This is a genomic window from Cystobacter fuscus (assembly GCF_002305875.1).
Lineage (GTDB): Bacteria > Myxococcota > Myxococcia > Myxococcales > Myxococcaceae > Cystobacter > Cystobacter fuscus_A.
In genome coordinates this window covers 6,040,613-6,060,499 of sequence record NZ_CP022098.1, presented here as the reverse complement: position 1 = coordinate 6,060,499, position 19,887 = coordinate 6,040,613, and the positions used below count along the sequence as shown (strand labels likewise).

At 68.5% G+C, this 19,887-nt stretch carries 15 protein-coding genes and 1 pseudogene; 10 read left to right on the top strand and 6 right to left on the bottom strand.

Annotation, left to right across the window (positions count from 1 at the left end; all coding sequences use genetic code 11):
* Positions 1-143: 143 nt before the first annotated feature.
* The 7 genes from CYFUS_RS24620 to CYFUS_RS24590 all read left to right on the top strand — a co-directional run bounded on the left by CYFUS_RS24620 (position 144) and on the right by CYFUS_RS24590 (position 9,027).
* Positions 144-1,340: a vWA domain-containing protein gene (locus CYFUS_RS24620; RefSeq protein WP_095987454.1), complete on the top strand. Its 1,197-nt coding sequence runs from the start codon at positions 144-146 to the stop codon at positions 1,338-1,340.
* Positions 1,341-1,349: 9 nt separating this feature from the next.
* Positions 1,350-2,057 carry a response regulator transcription factor gene (locus tag CYFUS_RS24615; RefSeq protein WP_095987453.1) on the top strand — a complete coding sequence of 236 codons (708 nt, stop codon included), beginning with the start codon at positions 1,350-1,352 and terminating at the stop codon, positions 2,055-2,057.
* Complete coding sequence (locus CYFUS_RS24610; protein ID WP_095987452.1) at positions 2,054-3,835, top strand: sensor histidine kinase; 1,782 nt, start codon at positions 2,054-2,056, stop codon at positions 3,833-3,835. Before CYFUS_RS24615 ends, CYFUS_RS24610 begins: the two co-directional genes overlap by 4 nt.
* A gap of 144 nt (positions 3,836-3,979) precedes the next feature.
* Positions 3,980-5,716: an RICIN domain-containing protein gene (locus CYFUS_RS24605; RefSeq protein WP_095987451.1), complete on the top strand. Its 1,737-nt coding sequence runs from the start codon at positions 3,980-3,982 to the stop codon at positions 5,714-5,716.
* Positions 5,717-6,017: 301 nt separating this feature from the next.
* Positions 6,018-6,443, top strand: coding sequence for a nuclear transport factor 2 family protein (locus CYFUS_RS24600; protein ID WP_095987450.1), 426 nt, complete (start codon positions 6,018-6,020; stop codon positions 6,441-6,443).
* Positions 6,440-7,990 carry an AMP-binding protein gene (locus CYFUS_RS24595; RefSeq protein WP_095987449.1) on the top strand — a complete coding sequence of 517 codons (1,551 nt, stop codon included), beginning with the start codon at positions 6,440-6,442 and terminating at the stop codon, positions 7,988-7,990. Before CYFUS_RS24600 ends, CYFUS_RS24595 begins: the two co-directional genes overlap by 4 nt.
* The gene (locus tag CYFUS_RS24590) at positions 7,987-9,027 is read left to right on the top strand and encodes a ketoacyl-ACP synthase III family protein (protein ID WP_095987448.1); all 1,041 of its coding nucleotides are present in this window, start codon (positions 7,987-7,989) and stop codon (positions 9,025-9,027) included. The genes CYFUS_RS24595 and CYFUS_RS24590 overlap by 4 nt, the downstream gene beginning before the upstream one ends.
* Position 9,028: 1 nt before the next feature.
* Here CYFUS_RS24590 and CYFUS_RS24585 read toward each other — a convergent pair whose 3' ends face one another.
* Positions 9,029-9,901, bottom strand: coding sequence for an alpha/beta hydrolase (locus tag CYFUS_RS24585; protein ID WP_095987447.1), 873 nt, complete (start codon positions 9,899-9,901; stop codon positions 9,029-9,031).
* A 1-nt stretch (position 9,902) separates the two neighbouring features.
* A complete protein-coding gene (locus tag CYFUS_RS24580; RefSeq protein ID WP_095987446.1) occupies positions 9,903-11,126 on the bottom strand; it encodes a hypothetical protein in 1,224 nt (407 codons plus the stop codon).
* A 184-nt stretch (positions 11,127-11,310) separates the two neighbouring features.
* Between CYFUS_RS24580 and CYFUS_RS24575 the strand changes: the two genes are divergently transcribed.
* Entirely contained in the window at positions 11,311-14,511 is a 3,201-nt protein-coding gene (locus CYFUS_RS24575; protein WP_095987445.1) for a glycosyl hydrolase, read from the top strand.
* A gap of 206 nt (positions 14,512-14,717) precedes the next feature.
* The gene (locus CYFUS_RS24570; RefSeq protein ID WP_095987444.1) at positions 14,718-16,049 is read left to right on the top strand and encodes a ricin-type beta-trefoil lectin domain protein; all 1,332 of its coding nucleotides are present in this window, start codon (positions 14,718-14,720) and stop codon (positions 16,047-16,049) included.
* A gap of 3 nt (positions 16,050-16,052) precedes the next feature.
* Here the strand turns inward: CYFUS_RS24570 and rtcA are convergent, their stop codons facing one another.
* The 4 genes and pseudogenes from rtcA to CYFUS_RS24550 form a co-directional block, all read right to left on the bottom strand.
* Positions 16,053-17,135, bottom strand: a complete 1,083-nt coding sequence (rtcA, locus tag CYFUS_RS24565) for an RNA 3'-terminal phosphate cyclase (RefSeq protein ID WP_095987443.1) — start codon at positions 17,133-17,135, stop codon at positions 16,053-16,055.
* A 107-nt stretch (positions 17,136-17,242) separates the two neighbouring features.
* On the bottom strand, positions 17,243-17,476 hold the full coding sequence (locus CYFUS_RS24560) for a hypothetical protein (protein WP_095987442.1): 234 nt from the start codon (positions 17,474-17,476) through the stop codon (positions 17,243-17,245).
* A gap of 185 nt (positions 17,477-17,661) precedes the next feature.
* Positions 17,662-17,811, bottom strand: a pseudogene (locus CYFUS_RS52895) (Ppx/GppA family phosphatase); the annotation flags it as partial.
* A 31-nt stretch (positions 17,812-17,842) separates the two neighbouring features.
* Complete coding sequence (locus CYFUS_RS24550) at positions 17,843-18,841, bottom strand: nitrilase family protein (RefSeq protein WP_095987441.1); 999 nt, start codon at positions 18,839-18,841, stop codon at positions 17,843-17,845.
* Between the two features lie 124 nt (positions 18,842-18,965).
* On the opposite strand from CYFUS_RS24550, the gene CYFUS_RS24545 reads away from it, so the two are divergent.
* Complete coding sequence (locus CYFUS_RS24545) at positions 18,966-19,874, top strand: LysR family transcriptional regulator (protein ID WP_095987440.1); 909 nt, start codon at positions 18,966-18,968, stop codon at positions 19,872-19,874.
* The last annotated feature ends 13 nt before the right edge of the window (positions 19,875-19,887 follow it).

The window sequence follows — 19,887 nt, the reverse complement described above, 5'->3', positions numbered from 1 at the left end:
CCTACTCGCTCATGGACTCGGCGCCGACCGCCTTGAGGAGTCGCCGACACCTCCGGTTACAAGCCGGTTACACCCGACGAGGCCCCTCATTCGTACTCTTCTCCGCGTGCTCAATCGGGCACCGACGTACGAAAGGACGCACGATGAAATCGGCACTCAAGCTTCCCGTCATCCTTGGCTCGGCCGCGGTGCTCGCGGTCTCCGCTCTCCTGCTGGACCAGCCCTCTCCGGGTACACCGCCCGCGCCGCCACCCGTGAGGCCGACCGTGGCCCCCGTCCCCAGGACGGATGCGAATCAGCCCATCATCCAGATTGCCCTGCTGCTGGACACCAGCGGCAGCATGGACGGCCTGCTCGACCAGGCCCGCTCGCAGCTGTGGAACATCGTCAACCGCTTCTCCCACGCGAAGCGCGACGGCGTGGCGCCGCAGCTCCAGATTGCCCTGTACGCGTACGGCAACGCCGACCCGGGCGCCAACTCCCATGAGATCCGCCAGGTGCTGCCCTTCACCACGGACCTGGACCTGCTCTCCGAGCACCTCTTCTCCTTGAGAACGTCCGGCGGCGAGGAGTACTGCGGAGAGGTCATCCGCGACGCCTCCACGCAGCTCGCCTGGAGCAAGGATCCGGACGCCATGCGGCTCATCTTCATCGCTGGCAACGAGCCCTTCACCCAGGGCCCCGTCGAATTCGATAACGCGGTGAAGAGCGCCCGCGAGCGCGGCATCACCGTCAACACCATCCACTGCGGCGACTACGAGGAGGGCGTCGCCGGGAAGTGGAAGGACGCGGCGGTGCTCGCCGACGGCAGCTACATGAACATCGATCAGAACCAGCGCGTGGTGGAGATCGCCGCGCCGCAGGACGCGGAGATCGCCCAACTGGGCGCGGAGCTGAACAAGACGTACGTCGCCTACGGCGCCGCCGGCAAGAAGAGCCAGTTGCGCCAGGAGCAACAGGACAGCAACTCGCGCGGCGTCTCCATCGCCAGCATGGTGTCCCGCTCCGTGGCCAAGTCGTCCGGCAACTACTCGAACGAGAGCTGGGACCTGGTGGACGCGGTGAAGAAGAACCAGGTGGACGTGAAGTCCGTCCGGGCCGAGGACCTGCCGGAGCCGATGCGCGGGCTGGACGCCGCCGGCCGCAAGGCCTGGCTGGAGGCGCGCGAGCAGGAGCGGACACAGCTCCAGCAGCGCATCCAGACGCTCAACGCCGAGCGCCAGCGGTTCCTCGCCCAGGCGCGCGAGCAGCAGGCCGCTCCGGGGGCGGACACGCTGGATGGGGCCATCGGCCAGGTCGTGGAGCGCGAGGCGAAGAAGCGTCACCTCACGCTGGAGTAGGATGCCGTCATGGCCGCGCGCCGAGTGCTTGTCGTGGAGGATGACCCCGCCATCCGGCGGGGAATCGTGGATGCCCTGCGCTTCGAGGGCTATGAGGTGCTCGAGGCCGGAGCCCGCGTGGAGGGACAGCGGCTGGCCGAGCGCACCCCGTGCGATCTGGTGTTGCTGGACCTGGTCCTTCCCGACGGAGACGGGCTGGAGCTGCTCCGGGCGGTGCGCAAGAGCCGCCCCACCCTCCCCGTCATCATCCTCACCGCCCGGGGTCAGGAAGAGGACCGGGTCAACGGCCTGAAGCTCGGCGCCGACGACTACGTGGTGAAGCCCTTCTCGGTGCGGGAGTTGCTGGCCCGGGCGGGCGCGGTGCTCCGCCGCTCGGCCGAGCGGCCCATGGGGACGGGCCGCATCGACTTCCCGGGAGGGCACTTCGAGGTGGAGCGGCGCGAGCTGAGCTTCGACGACGGCTCGCGGGTGGATCTGTCCGAGCGTGAGGCGGACGCGCTGCGCTACCTGGGTGACAACGCGGGGCGCGCCATCTCCCGCGAGGAGTTGCTGGAGCGGGTCTGGCACCTGCCCCCCCGGGGCGTGCAGACGCGCACGGTGGACATGACCATGGCGCGCCTGAGGGAGAAGCTCCGGGACGACTCCGAGGAGCCCCGCGTCATCCTCACCGTCCGTGGCAAGGGCTATATGTTCGCCACGCGAGGCGCCGCCTCGTGATTCGCTCCTGGCGCATCTGGATCGCCGTGAGCGCGTGCCTGTGTCTGGCGCTGGCGGGCGTGGTGGCGCTGTCGGCCTTCGCCCTCCGGCTGGACCGCGCGGACCGCCAGGCCCGGGAGAGCGCGGCGCGGGAGGAGAACGCACGGCTGGCGCTGTGGCGGCTGGACTCGGATCTGCTGCCGCTGGTGGCCCGTGAGAGCGCGGTGGCCCCGGAGGCGTACCGCCCCGTGTCCGCGGCGCGCGGGGTGCTCGACCCGAAGCTGCGTCCCATGCCGGAAGGCGGGGCGCTGCTGGCCTCACCGCTGCTGTCCCCGCTCCCGGAGCATGTGCTGCTCCACTTCCAGGTGGCCCCGGATGGGACGGTGTCCTCGCCCCAGGTGGTGGAGCCCGGGCTGCGCGAGTCGGTGGGCGCCACGCTGCCCGCGTCCGAGCTGGCCACGCTGGAGGACCGGCTCGGAAAACTGCGGAGCCTCCTGGGCGGTACGGACCTCCGGCGTTCCCTGATCGACCCGCCCCCGCAGGTCCGGCGTCCCGAGCCCAAGGTGCGCTACGAGAGCACGCTCGCCGAGGTCTCCCAGGTGGCGAAGAACGTGAGCGAGTTCAGCGCCCGCTCCCGGAGCGCGAGCCAGGCCCTCCGGGGCGTGAGTGGATCCAACTCGAACGCCTACGAGGACAACCTTCAGCGCGCCCCCGTGCGGCCTCAGCGGGGGGAGGGAGACGAGATGCGGGCCCTCTGGGTGGGCGACACGCTGCTCCTGGCTCGGCGCGTCTGGCTGGACGGGCGGGAGTACATCCAGGGCTGCTGGCTGGACTGGCCCGCGCTGCGCACGTGGCTGGTGGGGCAGATGGGAGATCTGCTGCCCTCCGCGACGCTGGAGCCCGTCGCGGGCAGGCCGACGCACGGAGATGGCCGGATGCTGGCGGCGCTACCGGTGCGGCTGGTGCCGGGACAGGTGCCGGAGGGCGGGTATGACACGGCGTCCATCTCCTCGCTGCCGGTGGTGCTGACGGTGGCGTGGAGCGGCGTGCTGCTGGCGGGCGCGGCGGTGGTGGCGCTCCTGGTGGGCGTGGTGGCGCTGAGCGAGCGGCGGGGCGCGTTCGTCTCCGCGGTGACGCACGAGCTGCGCACGCCGCTGACGACGTTCCGGATGTACACGGAGATGCTGGCGGCGGGCATGGTACCGGACGAGGCCCGGCGCCAGGAGTACTTCGACATCCTCCACCGCGAGGCGGAGCGACTGAGCCACCTGGTGGAGAACGTGCTGGCCTACGCCCGCATCGAGCGCGGGCGGGCACCGGCCCGGCTGGAGTCGGTGGACGTGCGCTCCATGGTGGGGCGGATGGAGGAGCGGCTGGCGGAGCGGGCGGCGCGGGCGGACATGGAGCTGTGCGTGGACGTGCCGGCGGGCGTCTCGGTGCTGACGGACCCTTCCGCCGTGGAGCAGGTGCTCTTCAACCTGGTGGACAACGCGTCCAAGTACGCGGCCCCGGCGGTGGACCGGCGCATCCACGTGGAGGTGGAGCGGCGCCGGGGCCGGGTGGGCCTGGTGGTGAGGGATCACGGGCCCGGCGTGGACGCGGTGACGGCGCGGCGCCTCTTCGAGCCCTTCTCCAAATCCGTGCAGACGGCGGCGAAGACGGCGCCGGGCGTGGGGCTGGGACTCGCCCTCTGCCGGAGGATGGCGCGGAGCATGAAGGCGGACCTGCGCCACGAGCGCGTGGCGGAGGGTGGAGCGCGGTTCGTGCTGTGGCTCCCCCACTCCACCGTGAAGACGTAGTTCTGCCCGTGGCGCGAGTCGTCCGTCTGGCCATACGGTATGATCTCATCAACCATTTTCTCCTGGTGACGAGGCCGGTCGTCGCCCGACGGCGACCGGAAACCCGGCCTCGTGGCAGCTCACCCTCACCCCCCCCCAAGAGCCATGAAGATCAAGAACATCGGCGTCGCTGTCGGCGCCTCCCTGCTCACGTTCGTCCTGGTCACCGAGCCCCAACTGCTCGGCGTACCCGCCGCCGACGCGCGCGGCACGTACTTCCATACCGAGATCCATCCGCCTCACTGGATGCCGTGGACCACCGATGGCGCGTCCGCGATCGAGAGCGGCCCCGCCTTCCTGACGCACGGCCTGCGCTGCAGCGGCCGCTACTGCGACGACGTGAGCCTGCTCAACGTGGAGTCTGGATATACGCAGACGAACAGCTGGTGGACGGACTCCTTCTCCGAAGAGGGCACGCACGAGCAGGTGTGCGGCAACAACGGCTTCGTGACGGGCCTGGGCTGCTCCGGCGACTACTGCGACAGCATCGCCCTGCGGTGCTCACAGATCAACAACGGCGGTGTGCGCTCGAACTGCTACTGGACGGAGTCCATCTCCGAAGAGAGCGGCGGGTCGTTCGTGGCCCCGGAGTCCATGTACCTCGCGGGCGTGCGATGCTGGGATCGCTACTGTGACAACAAGCAGCTCTATCTCTGCCAGGCGGACAACGGCGGGCCGTCTTTCGACTTGAGCGCGATGGCGACCCGGTACGCGCCCCGCCTCCGCTTCGACCAGGAGACCACCACGGGCTCTGGCGAGCAGAGCAAGTGCTTCCCGAGCGACGCGGCCACGTACTTCGAGCAACGCGCGCAGGGCGCATCCCCCGTTTCACTCTGCAACAAGGACTATTCGACGATTCGGAACAACCGGGTCCCGGCCTACTACACCGCCACCCAGGTGGGGACGAACACGGTGCTCATCCGCTATTGGTACTTCTATGCGTGGCAGAGCACGTGCTTCGTCAGCTCGGGCTCGCACGCCGCGGATTGGGAGTCGGTGGCGGTCCTCGTCGTCGATGGGCGGCTGAGCCGGGTCGCGTTCTACCAGCACGGCGGGTGGTACAGCCGGGAAGCCGGTTCGTTCGAGACCGTGGAGGGCACGCATCCCATCGGCTACGTCGGGAAGAACGCCCACGGCACCTACCACGACTCCGGGGGCTCGGGCGGCTGCCTCTACTTCGAGGACTACCGCAATCCCGGTGGCAACGACTACCACATGGACACCTGGAACAACCTCGTGCCCCTCACCCGAGGCGGCAACTCGCCCGCGTGGATGAACTGCACGGGCTCGGGTTGCTTCGATGGTATCGGCCATCCGATCGAACAAACGGGAGACCTGCGCTCGATGCGCGGCTGCGCGAAGGACGGCTGCGGCCGGTCTTCCCTCGGTGAGAACATGCCCTTCCAGAACGATCCGATGGGCACGGACCATACGGCCATCTACATCCAGCACAGTGGCAAGGTGATCGATGTCCCCGGGGCGAGCACCAGCGATGGGGTGAAGCTCACCCAGTACTCCAACTGGGGCGTGGACAACGAGCGCTGGCTGCTCGAGTCGACGGGAGACGGGTACTTCACGTTGCGCGCACGTCACAGCGGAAAGTGCATGGACGTGGCCGGAGCATCCACGACGGCCGGCACGAACGTCATCCAACACACCTGCAACGGCAGCGACAACCAGCGGTTCCGCCTGCTCCCCTACGGCAACGAGTACTTCGCGATCCAGGCGAAGCACAGCAACCAGTGCCTGGACATCGCGGGCGGCTCCATGGACGACGGCGGGTTCCTGATCCAGTGGCCGTGCAGCTGGACGGCGAACGAGAGCTTCCGCTTCGCGCCGTGACACGGCCCGGCCGGGGGGGGAAGACCGGAGTCCACTTCCCCGGCGGGTGGGAGAGGAAGCTCTCCGAGGAGACTGGATGCCCAGGAGGGTGATCGCTCGCTCCCTCTTCCGGGTGAGTATTTTCATGGGCTTCCGAGTGTTCTCTTCCGAGGAGTGACTCCCTACTCTCGGCAGAGATATCGGCTGCCTTCTCCGAACGAGAAAACGAGACAAGACCATGCCCAAAGGCAGCAGCAAGACCTCGAGGTCCGCCGCTCCCAGCCGAGGCCAGCACACGGATGAAGCACCCCGAGGCGGAGCGATGTCCGTTCGCGAGTCCATCGCCGACCTGGTGGCGAGGTACGCGTGGGCCTACGACACCCGTAACTGGGACGCGCTCGTCGAGTGCTTCACCCCGGACGCGTCGCTGTCCCTGCGAGTCGCCGGCGGCGACCTGGCCGGACCGTTCCGGGGACACGCGGAGATCATGCGCCTGATGCGGGACTCCGCCGCGGCGCAGGACGACCGCAGGCGGCACGTGTGCACGAATCTGGTCGTTGACCTCTCCGGTCCCGACACGGCCACCGCGCGCTCCTACCTGACACTGATCTCGGTGCGGGGCGAGCACCTCGAGGTGGTGACCACCGGGACCTACACCGACGAGGTGGTCCAGACCGGGGGAGTCTGGCGGTTGCGCGCCCGGCACATCGAGCTCGACCTCCCCGCGGACGGCCGGCGCCCGCGATGAACCTCGGACTCATCCCCGCCAAGTGGGCGGCCCTCACGCCCCGGCGAACCGCGCTGGTCGACATCACCCACCAGCGGCGCATCGACTGGGCCACCTTGGACTCCCGGGTGTGCAGGCTGGCCAACGGCCTGCGGGCCCTCGGTCTGCGCTCCGGTGACCGGGTGGCCGTGCTCAGCCGCAACAGCATCGAGTACCAGGAACTCTACTTCGCGGCGGGCCGCGCGGGCCTGGTGCTGCTGCCGCTGAACTGGCGGCTGTCCACCGAGGCGCTGCGCACACTCGTCGTCGAGGCCCAACCCACCGTCCTGGTCACCTCGGCCGAGTTCCGGCTCGTGGCCGAGGACCTGGGCCGGGCGGTCGACCTGGTGCGCCTGCTCCACTCTGGACTCAACGGGGATGGCAGCTACGAGGAACTCATCGCCTCGGCGCCGGATACCGAGCCGCCCTGGAGCGAGCAGGTCCAGGACACCGACCCCTGCTTCATCCTCTACACCGGCGGCACGACCGGAATGGCCAAGGGCGTGGTGCACTCCCATCGCAGTGTGGCCGCCGGGATGCTCAACCAGACGGTCGCGGAGCGGGTCGTCCCCTCGGACGTCTACCTGCTCACCGGGCAGATGTTCCACATCCCCGTGGTGCTCGCGATGAACTACCTGGCCCACGGCTGCCCCGTGGTGCTGATGAACTTCGACGCCCGGCGGGCGCTGGAAGTCATCGAGCAGGAGCGGGTCTCGGCGTTCCTCGGCATCACCACGATGCTCAACTGGATGCTGGCGGTGCCGGGGTTCGACCACTACGACCTGTCGAGTCTGCGCAACATCCAGTACGGCGGCGGCCCGATGCCCAGCACGATCGTGCGCGCGATGGCGGAGTCCTTCCCGTGCGGGTTGATCCAGGGCTACGGGCAGACCGAAGGGGTGACCATGTCATTCCTGTCCCAGGAGGACCACCGCGACGCGCTGCGAGGTGTCCATCCGCACCGGCTGCGCTCCTGTGGCCGCGAGGGTTTCGGCACTCGCATCCGGGTCGTCGACGCGGACGGCCACGACGTGCCGCGCGACCGCAAGACGCCCGGCGAGATCGTGGTCCGCGGCGCGGCCAACATGCTCGGCTACTTCCGGCGGCCGGACCTGACCGCGGCCACCTTCCGGGACGGGTGGATGCGAACCGGCGATGTGGCCACCTGGGACGAGGAGCGCTACCTGTACATCGTCGACCGGCTCAAGGACATGATCATCTCGGGGGGAGAGAAGATCTACAGCGTCGAGGTGGAGGAGGCGATTGGCAAGCACCCGGCCGTGCTGGAATGCGCCGTGATCGGGGTGCCCGACGAGCAGTGGGGAGAGTCGGTGAAGGCCTTCGTGGTGCTCAAGCCGGACCAGACGGCGACCGCGGAGGACATCATCGACGTCGCCCGCAAGCACCTGGCCTCCTATCAAAAACCACGTTCGGTGGAGTTCGTCGCCGAGTTGCCGAAAGCACCCACTGGCAAGGTGCTCAAGCGCGAGCTGCGTGCACCGTACTGGGCGGACAGGAACATCTCGTGAAGACACCAGGCGTGTTCATCAGTGCGACCGGGGCCTATCTCCCCGAGCGAGTGCCAGTCGAGTGGGCCGTGGCCCAGGGACTTCTGGGCGAGACCACGGCCAGGCGGTACGGCATCAAGAGCGTCACGATCGCGGGCGACCTCCCCGCGCCGGAGATGGCGCTCCGGGCGAGCCGGCAGGCGCTGCAGCGCGCTGGCCAGGACCCGGCGGCGCTGAGCCTCCTGCTGTACGTCAGCACCTGGTACCAGGGGCCCCACGGCTGGTGTCCCCAGTACTACGTCCAGCGACACACCGGCTCCGGACAGGCGACCGCGGCGGAAGTGCGGCAGGCCTGCATGGGCATGTTCTGCGCCTGCGAGCTGGCCGCGGCCCACCTGATGGCGGCACCGGAGCACGCGGCCTCCCTGATCACCTCCGCGGACAACTACAACACCTCGAAGATCGACCGCTGGCGGTCCAGCCCGCACTCCCCGCTCGGCGACGGTGCGTGCGCGCTGCTGCTCACCAGGAAGAGCGGTTTCGCACGCCTGGAGGCGATCAACTCGGTGACACTGCCCCAGTACGAGGAGAGGCACCGGGGCTCGATCCCCCTGTTCCCGCCGGAGGCAACCCTGGACACCAGTCTCGACCTCGGGAAGGCCAAGGAGCAGTGGCTCTCGACCACGCACGCGGATCCGCGGGAAATGGCGACGCTGATTACCAGCACCATGCTGGAGGTCGTCGACAAGACCCTCCGGGAGGCAAGCATGGACATGTCCGAGATCACCCGGATCGCCTTCGTCAACTGGTCCGAGGAGCGCGTGAGGGAACGCGCCGCGGTCCCGCTTGGACTGCCCATGTCCAGGTTGACCTGGGAGTACGGCCGCACCATCGGACACATCGGCGCCTGCGACCAGGTGCTCTCGCTGGACCACCTGCTCGTCTCCGGCGAGCTGAACGAGGGGGACAACCTCCTGCTGCTCGGTACCGGAGTGGGGGCGAACATCGCGTGCATGGCCGTGCGGATCCTGCACCGGCCGCATTGGCTGGCCCCGTGAGTCACTCCAGGTTCTTCAGGGCGACATCCCGCCACCGGGGCTGGTTCTCGAGCTCGGCGGTGTCTCCCACGAAGGCCTCTCGCGCGGTGGGATCGTTCGCCAGTTGGTAGCGCATCCAGGCGGTGAGGTAGCCCCGATGGTGGCTGCCGTCCCCCTCGATCGCGGTATGGCCCGCGCCCTCGGCCATGGCCATCGCGGCGGCCAGCCCGGGAGGCGTCTGGCCATACGCCTTCACGTTGGTGGAGGTCGGGGAGACGATTCCATCCCCCGTGCCGCCCATGATGAAGAAGGAGGCCGTCAGCAGCGAGGTGTCGTACTTGTCCTCCGGATCGCACCACCGCAGGTCCGGCAGGGCGATGGAGACGACCGTCTTGATCATCGGCCCGCGCTCGAACCGGGTCTGGGCGTTGATGACCCCGGTCGAGCCCTGCGAGTGCCCCGCGGCGCCGATCCTGTCGGGGTCGAGCTTGCCGTGGAAGGGACTGTCCGGATCACCGTTCCGCGCGGCCATGTATTCCGCCGCGCCCAGGATCTCCGCCCCCGTTCCGGTAGTGGTGGAGTACGTGTCGATGACCACGAATCCCCACGTCGCCAGATGCGTGAGCAGCTCGTCGTAGTTCGAGGGCAGCGCGTGGGTCCCGTTTCCCCAGACGATGATCGGATGGCCCGAGGTCAGTTCCACGGGGTGGTAGATCTTGTAGAGATCCTTGTTCGCGCCATCCTTGACGACGAAGGAGACCGCTTCGAACGCCCCGGGTCGGGCATACAGGGCCTCGATGGGGCCACGAGTCAGTTCAGGAGCGGCACAGGACAGCAGGGCTGGCGCCAGGAAACACAGGAGGGCCGCGGGCAGGAGCTTGTCGCGCTTGAGCATGTCAGTAGACCTTGAGCAGACGCGCCCGGTACTCGAAGCTGGGTTGGAGTGACTTCTTGTCCTTCAAGAGGAGCAGCGGCGACACCGTGAGTTGACCCGAGAGCAGGCTCGCGCCAACCGACTCCATCAGCTCCTTGGACGCGTGATGCCAGCCTTCGACCAGCCATTGGGTGCGGAGGTCCTTCTTGTCCCGGAGCACCACCGCGGGAGGTGGTTCCTGGTCGCCGAGCGCGCCGGGCACGACCTTCAGGACGAAGGCATCGAAGAGCTCGTTGCCCGAGCGCTCCTCGAGCCGGGCCTCGAGGAGCTTTCCGCTCCGTGCATGACGCACCTCGAGCTTGACCGTGAACAAGGCCCCCCTGCTCGCCAGCGCATCGAGCGACTCGCGGGCTTGCGCCATCGCCCTGATCCGATGAGCCCCCTGCGGATCATTCCCGAAGAGGGCCGTGAGCCGCTCGCTCTGGAGTGGAGCGGAAGGGGGAGGCGCACCCCCGGGAGTTCCCGTCCGGCCAAATTCCCTGGCGGCCTCCGCGTAGTTCTTCATGAGGCCCGCGACGGGGTTGGTGACTCCGAGCTGCTCGGGCGTCCCCCCGTCCGTATGCGCCAGACCCCCCTCGAGGGAGCCCCGCATCTGCCCGAAATAGGGATGGCCGCCGATCCCTCCGGCACGTACCCCCGCCGTATCGTCATCGATCCAGTCCTGCACGCGCGCGGTGAGCTTCTCCGACTCCTCGTCCTTGGACTCGGGCCGCAGCTCCGGATCGCCCGGGCGCAGCGTCCGGCCATGGGACTCCGGCGCCACGGCCAGCGAGCCCGGGCCCGGGGTGAGGACCGACCACGAGGGCAGGAGGTGGGGCCGGCGCGGCGCCTCCTCGGGCGCCGCCGTCTCCGCGAGGGGTGAGTCCTCCGGGCCCGTCACGGGCGCGGGAGGCGGTGGAGGGCTCTCGGCGGCGGCCACCGGTTTGGGCGGAGCGCGCTCGGCCCGCGGCCGGGTGATCTTCTTCTCCTGCGCGGGGGGCGGAGGGACCGCAGGCGAGGGCCGGGTCGGCGCGTCACGGAATTCCAGCTCCACGGGAACCGATGAGGAGCGGGCCCACTCAGAGGGCGTCACGAGCGAATCCTCCCGCACTCCCCGTCCTACCCAGATGGCCAGGAGCGCCAGGTGCAGGAGCACCGACACCAGCAGGGGGAGGAGGAGCCGGGTTCTGGACGAGCACTCGCGCATACCGGGAGTCACTATCAACCTGGAGCGTGACCGGGACAAGGTGCTCGGGAGCTGAACGCTCACCGCAAGCCCAATTTTCCAGATTTCTGTAGAATACCAGTATTACATAATAATATTGATTTAAATTCCGCTTTCCCTAGTTTCTCTGGTTTGAAGTCACACCCTTTCATCCCGGAGAAAGAGGATGCACCTCCCCGACAGACAAGCACACGCGCGGAAGACGGCACGGGGGCTCAGGTCGGCGGCGTGCCTGCTACCACTGCTGAGCTTCCTCGGTGGTTGGAGCGCGCAAGCGGCCTCGACCTTGTTGTCGTTGAAGCGTCCCGCCTATGCCTCCTCGCAGGAGGGCAACAACTCGGCGGAGCTGGCGGTGGACGGCACCACGGGCGCGCGCTGGGCCAGCCAGTGGGGGGTGGATCCCCAGTGGATCTACGTGGACCTGGGCGCCACGGCGCAGCTCGATCGGGTCAAGATCCAGTGGGAGGGTGCGTACGCCAAGGACTACAAGGTCCAGGTCTCCAACGACGAGCTCGCCTGGACGGATCTCTATGCCCGGACGAACTGGGCTGGCGGCGTCGACGAGCAGCCGGTCACCGGCAACGGCCGGTTCGTGCGCGTGCTCGGCACGAAGCGGGCCCTGAGCGCCTATGGCTATTCCATCCTGGAGTTCGAGGTCTACGGAACCGGAGGCGTGAACACGCCGCCGCTCCAGTATGGCCCCAACGTGGCCCTGAACCGGACCGCCACCGCCTCCTCCACCGCGCAATCCCTACCGCCGGGCAACGCGGTGGATGGCAACGCGTCGACACGCTGGAACTCGGCCTCGACGGACGAGGAGTGGATCTCCATCGACCTGGGCAGCACGCGCACGCTTGGCCGGGTCGTCCTGAACTGGGAAGCGGCCGCCGGGCGCGTGTTCGATCTACAGGTCTCCCCGGATGGCTCGCAGTGGACGACCGTCTACCGGACGCTGCACGGCGCGGGCGGAAAGCAGGACATTCCCCTGTACGCCTCCGGCCGTCACGTCCGGATGAAAGGGTACGCCCGGGCCACGGGGTATGGGTATTCCCTGTTCGACTTCGAGGTCTACGACTACGTCGACGGCCACCCGAAGCCCACCTACACGATTCCGGCCCTCCCCACCCCCAGCTCCATCCAGGTCGGCCAGGGCAGCTACCTGACGAACGACTACAAGATGCCGCAGCCCCGGTATCCGCAATACCGCGCCGACACCTTGAAGGCTCCCCTCCCCTCCAATGACTGGTGGCAGTCGCTGCTCATCAAGCCGCTCGGGGACATGATCGTCACCCAGCCCCTCAAGTCGAAGTTCTCCAGCCAGGGGCTCGGCATCCTGACCCCCGGCGCGGGCTACATCAACGGCGACAAGTCCGCGGTGAACGCGGACGGCAACCCGGACCTGTACCTGATGGCCAACACCATCGACACGTCCAAGCTGGCCAACCGGGTGACCGGCTACGGCGACTGGTCGGTGGACTCCGTGCTCAGCGACGACGCCACGGACAAGCTCAAGGTGACGTTCGTCAAGGGCTCCCCCTACCTCTACACCCAGTTCAGCGATCCCAACTCGGTGGAGATCTACTCCGCGCGCATCACGCAGATCCTCGATGACCAGGGCAGCGCGATCCTCACCACCGATGGCGCGACGGTGACGACCGACCGGATCGCCGTGAAGGTGTCCAACCCCGATGGCGGCGGCACGCTCCAGACGCGCTACTACGGACTCTTCGCGCCGGCGGGCACCGTGTTCCGCAAGGTCGGCCCGAAGATCAAGATCCAGCTCGGGGGCGGCCAGGGCTATCTGTCGCTGGCGGCCCTGCCCTCGGCGGCCGACCTGAGCTACTTCCACCAGCACGCCTACGCGTTCGTGACGGGCACCCGCGTCAGCTATCTCTTCGACGAGGCGAGCGCACAGCTCACCACGACCTTCACCCTCACCACGCAGCTCAAGCGCACGGGGTTCTCCGATCAGACGCTGACGGCCCTCTTCCCCCACCAGTGGAAGAACTCGGGCTCGCCCCTCACCGCGCTCTCCTACCCCTCCGTGCGCGGGACCCTGAAGGTGCGCGAGGGCAACACGTTCTTCACCACGAACCGCTTCCAGGGAATCGTCCCCCAGTTCACCGAGCCCAACAACCCCGAGTACTCGCGCGCCCTGTTGAGCCAGTACCTGCTGACGCTCGAGCGGGAGACGGCGAATGTCACGCCCGCGGTGGATGCCTACTGGCAGGGCAAGGCGTTGCACCCGCTGGCGATGGGCGTGCTGGCCGCGGACGAGATCGGCGACACCGTCTACCGCGATCTGTTCCTGTCACGGCTCAAGCCCCTGTTGACGGAGTGGTACACGTACACGCCGGGCGAGAAGGACTTCTTCTTCTATTACAACCCGGACTGGGGAACGACGTACTACCGGGTCAGCGAGTTCGGGGCCAACACGGGCATCACGGACCACCACTTCACCTATGGCTACTACGTCTTCGCCTCGGCGGTGCTGGCCTCGTACGACGCGAACTTCCGCACCCAGTACGGCTCCATGGTGGAGCACCTGATCCGCGACTACGCGAACCCGACCCGGACGGATCCGCTCTACCCGTTCTTCCGCAACTTCGATCCCTACGAGGGCCACTCGTGGGCCGGGGGCTACGCGGACAACAACAACGGCAACAACCAGGAGGCCGCGGGCGAGTCGCTCTTCGGCTGGGTGGGTCAGTACCTGTGGGGCGTCACCACCGGCAACACGTCGTTCCGCGACGCGGCCATCTACGGCTTCACCACGGAACTCAAGGCGGTGGAGCAGTACTGGTTCAACTATGACGGGGACAACTGGTTGCCCGAGTGGCCGCACAAGACGGTGGGCCAGGTGTATGGCTCGTCGAACTTCTACGGCACCTTCTTCAGTGGCGCCCCGGTGCACATCTACGGCATCCACTGGCTGCCCACCGCCGAATACCTCACCAGCTACGGCTTCAACCCCGCCAAGGCGGCCAGCCTCTACAACGGCTTCGTGAAGGACAACGGCGGACCGGAGACCACGTGGCAGCACGTCGTGTGGCCCATCCAGTCGTTGAGCGATCCCCAGGCGGTGCTGGCCAAGTGGAACGCCACGCCGGTGCAGAAGAACGAGCTCTTCAACACGTACTGGTTCGTCCACAACATGGCCAGCCTCGGCCAGCGCAGCGCGGACATCTGGGCCACGGGCGGGGCGAGCGCGACGGTGTACAAGAAGGGCACCACCTACTCGGCCCTGGTGTGGAACCCCACCGCCACCGCGCTGCCAGTGACGTTCAAGAACGCGTCCGGAACCACTGGAACGGCCACCGTGCCCGCCCGCTCCCTGGTGCGCGTGAATCCCCTGCAGAACAACTGACGCGGCGGGAGTGAGAAAGAAGGGCCCGTGCTCCGATCCGTGGAGCACGGGCCCTTTCTTTTCGCGTCAACGTCCTTCCATCAGGACTGTCACTTACCAGGAAAACGGATTCTACTTGTTTTACCTGCCTAGGCAGGGTATCGAGGCACGTCTCCGGCCGCCACATGACGTGTGCATGGCCGGGAATCCACCCGGAGAACCCAACCATGAGCACTCAGCGTACGCGTCCCCTCGGGCGCCGACTCGCCGCCGCCAGTGTCGCCACCACCGCGGTCGCGGTCCTCGCCGCCGCTCCGTCCGCCTCGGCCGCGCCCAATCCCACCGGACAGGTCACGGGACTCGCCGGCAAGTGCATCGACGTGGCGTCCTCCAACACGGCCAACGGCACGCCCATCCAGCTCTACGACTGCAACGGCACCGCCGCCCAGCAGATCAACTTCAACGCGGATGGCACCCTGCGCGCCCTGGGCAAGTGCATCGACGTCACCCAGTCCGGCACGACCAACGGCACGCCCATCCAACTGTGGGATTGCAACGGCACCGCTGCCCAGCAGTGGATCCACACGCCCAACCAGGATCTCGTCAACCCCCAGGCCAACAAGTGCCTGGACGTCACCGGCGGCAACAGCGCGAGCGGCACCCGGCTGCAGCTCTATGATTGCAACGGCACCGCCGCCCAGAAGTGGACGCCCCCCGCCCACCCCCGGACGTACCGGCGCACGGTGGTCTACTACCAGACCCAATACAACGGCGGCACGTATGTCTCTCCGCTGGGCCTGACCAACAACAACACGCGCGTCACCGACGTCATCGTGGCCGCCATCCACCTCAACTCCCCCACGCAGGTGCACCTCAACGACCATCCGCCGAGCGACGCCCGGTTCCAGCAGATGTGGCGCGACCTGGCCACGATGCAGGCCAAGGGCGTGCGCGTGCTCGGGATGGTGGGCGGCGCCGCGCAGGGCAGCTTCCAGCGCCTGGACACCGACTTCAACACCTACTACCCGATCCTCAAGAACATCATCACCACGTACAAGCTGGACGGCGTGGACCTGGACGTCGAGGAGTACATGTCGCTCGCGGGCATCGAGCGTGTCATCCGCGCCCTGCGCACGGACTTCGGCCCCAACTTCGTCATCACGCTCGCCCCGGTGGCCACCGCCCTGTACGGCGGCGGCAACCTGTCTGGCTTCAACTACGAGCAGCTCTACCGGGACGTGGGCTCGCAGATCTCCTGGTTCAACGCCCAGTTCTACAATGGCTGGGGCTACATGGGCACCCCGGCCAACTACCAGTCCATCATCAACCGCGGGCTCATCCCCGCGCAGAAGGTGGTGGCCGGCATGCTGAGCAACCCGGGCAATGGCGGCTCCGGCTACATCGACATCCCCACCGCCAAGAGCACGGTGAGCGGCCTCGTCGGCACCCACCAGGCGTTCGGCGGCGCGGCGAGCTGGGAGTACTTCAACTCGCTGCCGGGCAACACCGGCGCCCCGTGGCAGTGGGCGGCCGAGCTGTCCTCGGCCATGGGCCGGTGAAGCTCATCCCGGGGGGCGGGGCGCGACCTCCACCGTCCCGTCCGCCTCCACGCTCACCCGCACCGGCAGGAAGCGCTCGATGAGCCGCGCATGGGTGGTGAGGTGCTCCGTCACCCGCTCGGGGAGGTAGCGCGTCGTCCCCGGCGCGGCCGGACCCAGCTTCCCCGCCGCCAGCAGCGCCGCCGGCAGGAGGATCTGATCGCCGAGGTGCTCGTCCAACGCCCCCGCGCTCTCCATGAAGCGCGCCAGGGACTCCGCCGCCTCGCGGCCCACCGCCTCCGCCGGATGGCCCCGCCGTCCCAGGGCGGTGAACCCCGCGATCGTGTGCTCGAACTGCGCCAGCAGGAAGGTGACCGTGCCCACCGAGCGCGTCGTGGGCAGGGGACGGTTCGCCGCGTGGCTGTAGAAGCCCCGCTCGCGCAGTGCCGCCACCGCCGCGTTGGACTGCCGCTCGGCGATGCCAAAGGGCAGCCCGCCCACGAACGAGCCCACCGCGATGTCCTGGAGCGTCCCACGCGCCGTGAGCACCACCCGCCGCGGGGGCTCGCGCACCGGCTCCACCTGCGCGACGAACTCCCCCGCCCCTTCCGGGTAGAAGCCCGCGTGCACCAGGCGCAACGTCATGTGCAGCCCGAACGCCCGAGCCATCGGCTGCCACACGCCCGCCAGGTAGTGGTAGCTCGGACTGTGCGGCAGGTGCGTCCCCCCGCGCAGGGTGAGCGAGCCGCCTCCCGCCACCGCCAGCGGGTAGAAGAGACACTGGAAGAGCAGCGGCGTGCTGCCCGCCGTCCCCACCTCCAACACATAGTCCCCGGGACGCACCGGCCCCGGCTCGAAACGCAGCTCCGAGGCTCCGACCTCCGCCCCCTCGCTCCGGCCTCCACTGATCGCCTCCGCCCCCCGCACGCAGGCGAGGTGCTGGGGCCTCAGCCCCGAGGGCTGGCGGTTCGCCCGCGCCCGGGACAGATGGAAGGAGCGTCCGGTAATGAGCGACAGCGAGAGCGCCGAGCGGAGGATCTGCCCACCGCCCTCCCCTTCGCTTCCGTCCAGCTCCACCGGTGCGTCATCGCGGCCCGCGTCCTTCATGTCCCTCCAGGGGATGTGCTCCACTCGCTCGCCCCAAGCCTAGGTGCCTCCCAGCGGCTCGGCCAGGGGGCTCGTGGCCATGCGCCTCGTCGCGGGTGGAAGAGGGTTCAGCCCCAGTCACTCACGGGAGGCGCTTCACGCCGCTCGCCGATGCTCAAGTCGTCGGCACCGCGGCCTCCCAGGCCCTTGTCCTTGAGGCGCTCCTCTCCCACGTCCCGATCCGACACGTCCCGGCGCAGCACTCCGTCCTGGTGCCGGGCCTCGCGCTCCACTTCCCCCACGGCGCCATCCGCCTGGGGGTTGTCCGTCCGCTTGTCCGCCGGGCCCTTGTTGTCCGCCATGGCCGTCTCCTTCTCGGATGGGCCTCGCGCTCCATGACACGAAGCCGGGTGATGAGAGGAAGGTCCGAAGCCTCCCGGCACCCGACAAGGGGCCAGGGCGCCCTCGCCTCCTCACGCTCCGGCTGGCGGTTCCACCGGGAGGCAGGGAGGCATCCCCGCCCGGCCTCCCTCCGGGTGGGACGGGTTCAGGTGGCCCCGAAACGGTGCGCGAGCAGGCCCCAACACAGGCCCCGGTCGCTCACGAGGCAGCGGTCGAGCCCGAGTGCCCGAAGGCCCTCGAGCAGGATGAGGCAGCCGGCGGGAATCACGTCCTCGCGCTTGGGCGGGAGTACGGGTCGATGGCGTGCTGCACGGCGAAGAGCGTCGTCACCCGCCGCTCTGGAGCGGAAGACGGTGTGCCGCCGTTGGTTCGGAAGAGAATCGGGCCTGCCGGGGCTCCAGCTCGTCACCCCTGTGCTCGGCCAGCAGGCCGTACAGTTCGGGACGGCGACCGCGGATCCAGCGGCGTCCGGTGCTCAGCGGGAGCAGGCCGAGGTCGAGGTCCGCTACCACCATGTCGTCACCCGCCCGCCAGGTCTCCGCCAGGATGCGGCCGTAGGGGTCGAGGATCATCGCGTTGCCGGTGCGAACCTCATCGTCGTCCTGGCCGACACCATTGCTGAACAGGAGGAACATGCCGTTGTCGTGGGCACGCGCTGGCAGCCAGCGCATCAGCCACTCCCGGCCCTTCGGCCCGCGGAACTCCGCCTCGATGGCGTGGGGGTCTTCCGCTCTTCGCCGCCAGAGCTCGGGCTCGATCCGCCCCATGGCGTGCGGGCTGCGCGAGTTCGTCCCGCCGGTCTGATGCGGTGCCATGAGCACATCCGCACCGAGGAGCGCTGTCGCGCGGGCGTTCTCGACGAGGTTGTTGTCCCAGCAGATCAGCACCCCGACCCGGATTCCCAGCGGCGTGTCGAAGACGGTATAGCGATCGCCACTCGCCATGTGCTCGCTCTCGAAGGCGTGGAGCTTGCGATGGGTATGAACCGTCCCATCCGGCAGACAGACCGCATAGGCATTGTAGAAGCGGCCGTCGGCGCCCTCTTCGATGAGGCCGGCGCCCAACACCAGGTCCTGCTCGCGAGCCAGCGCGCGGAGGACGTCGACCGAGGGGCCTGAAGGAACAGGCTCGGCCAGCGCCGAGATGCCCGTCCGGTCGAGATGGCGGACATGCCAGTAGCCCGTCACGCACATCTCCGGGAAGGCGATCAGCTTGACCCCGTTGGAGGAGGCCAGGCCGGCGAAGTACCGGATGCGCTCGAGGTTGTAGGCCTTGTCGCCCGGCAGATGCTGGAACTGCACCGAAGCGACCCGTATGCTCGTCATGGCTCGAACTCCCGTCTGTCGGTAGGCGTGCGTGGGCAGTGCCGCCGGTGCGGTGGCCGACCTCGGACGCGGGAGGGAGCATCCGAGACGAGAGCAGTCCCGGTAAACTGTCGACCTTTGCCCCATGCCTGCCGAAAAACGCACACCCCAGTTGGATTGGGACGATCTCCGTCACTTCGCGGTCCTGGCCCGGCACGGCAGTCTGGCCGCCGCGAGCCGGGCCCTGGGCGCCGCCCGCTCGACGATCGCGCGGCGTGTCGAGGGACTGGAGCGCCGGCTCGGCAGGCCACTGCTCGTTCGGACGCCAGACGGTTTCAGGCTCACCGACGATGGCTCGACCGTGTTGGCGCAAGCGACCGCGATGGAAGAGGCCGCGCTGGTGGTGCAGCGTCGTCTCGCTGGCGATGACGGTCCGAAGGGACCGGTGCGGCTCACCACGTCCAGATCCCTGGCCCATGGCTTCCTGGTGGACCGGCTGGGACCGCTCCATGACCGCCACCCCGGGCTCGACGTCGAGCTCATCGCCGAGACACGGGTGCTCAGCCTATCCCGCTCGGAGGCGGACATCGCGATCCGTCTCGGTCGGCCCGCCGACAGCGATCTGCTGGCCCGGAGGGCCGCCACGGTGGGTTATGCCTTCTTCGCGCCCGCTCGAAAGCGCGATGCGCTTCTTTCCCGCGAGCAGCCACCCCTCGTCGGGTATGGAGCGGACAATCAGACAGCCGAGGCGGCCTGGATGGCGTCCCGCTTCCCCAGCCATCGGATCATCTTCCGAAGCAACAGCCTCCAAGCCCAGGCGGCGGCCGCGCGGGCCGGGTATGGCATCGTGCTGCTGCCCTGTTTCCTGGCCGCGAGCTACCCAGGCCTCGTGCGGATCCCGTTCGGCCCGCTTCCGCCCGAGCGCGAGGTCTGGATATTGATGCGCCGCGACTCGGCCCGGGTGCCCCGGGTGAAGGCGGTGGGAGACCATCTGTTCGAGCTCTTCCGTGACGAGCGCGCGCTGCTGTCCGGATCCCAGGCCCAGGGGGAATAGCCTCGGCCCAGGC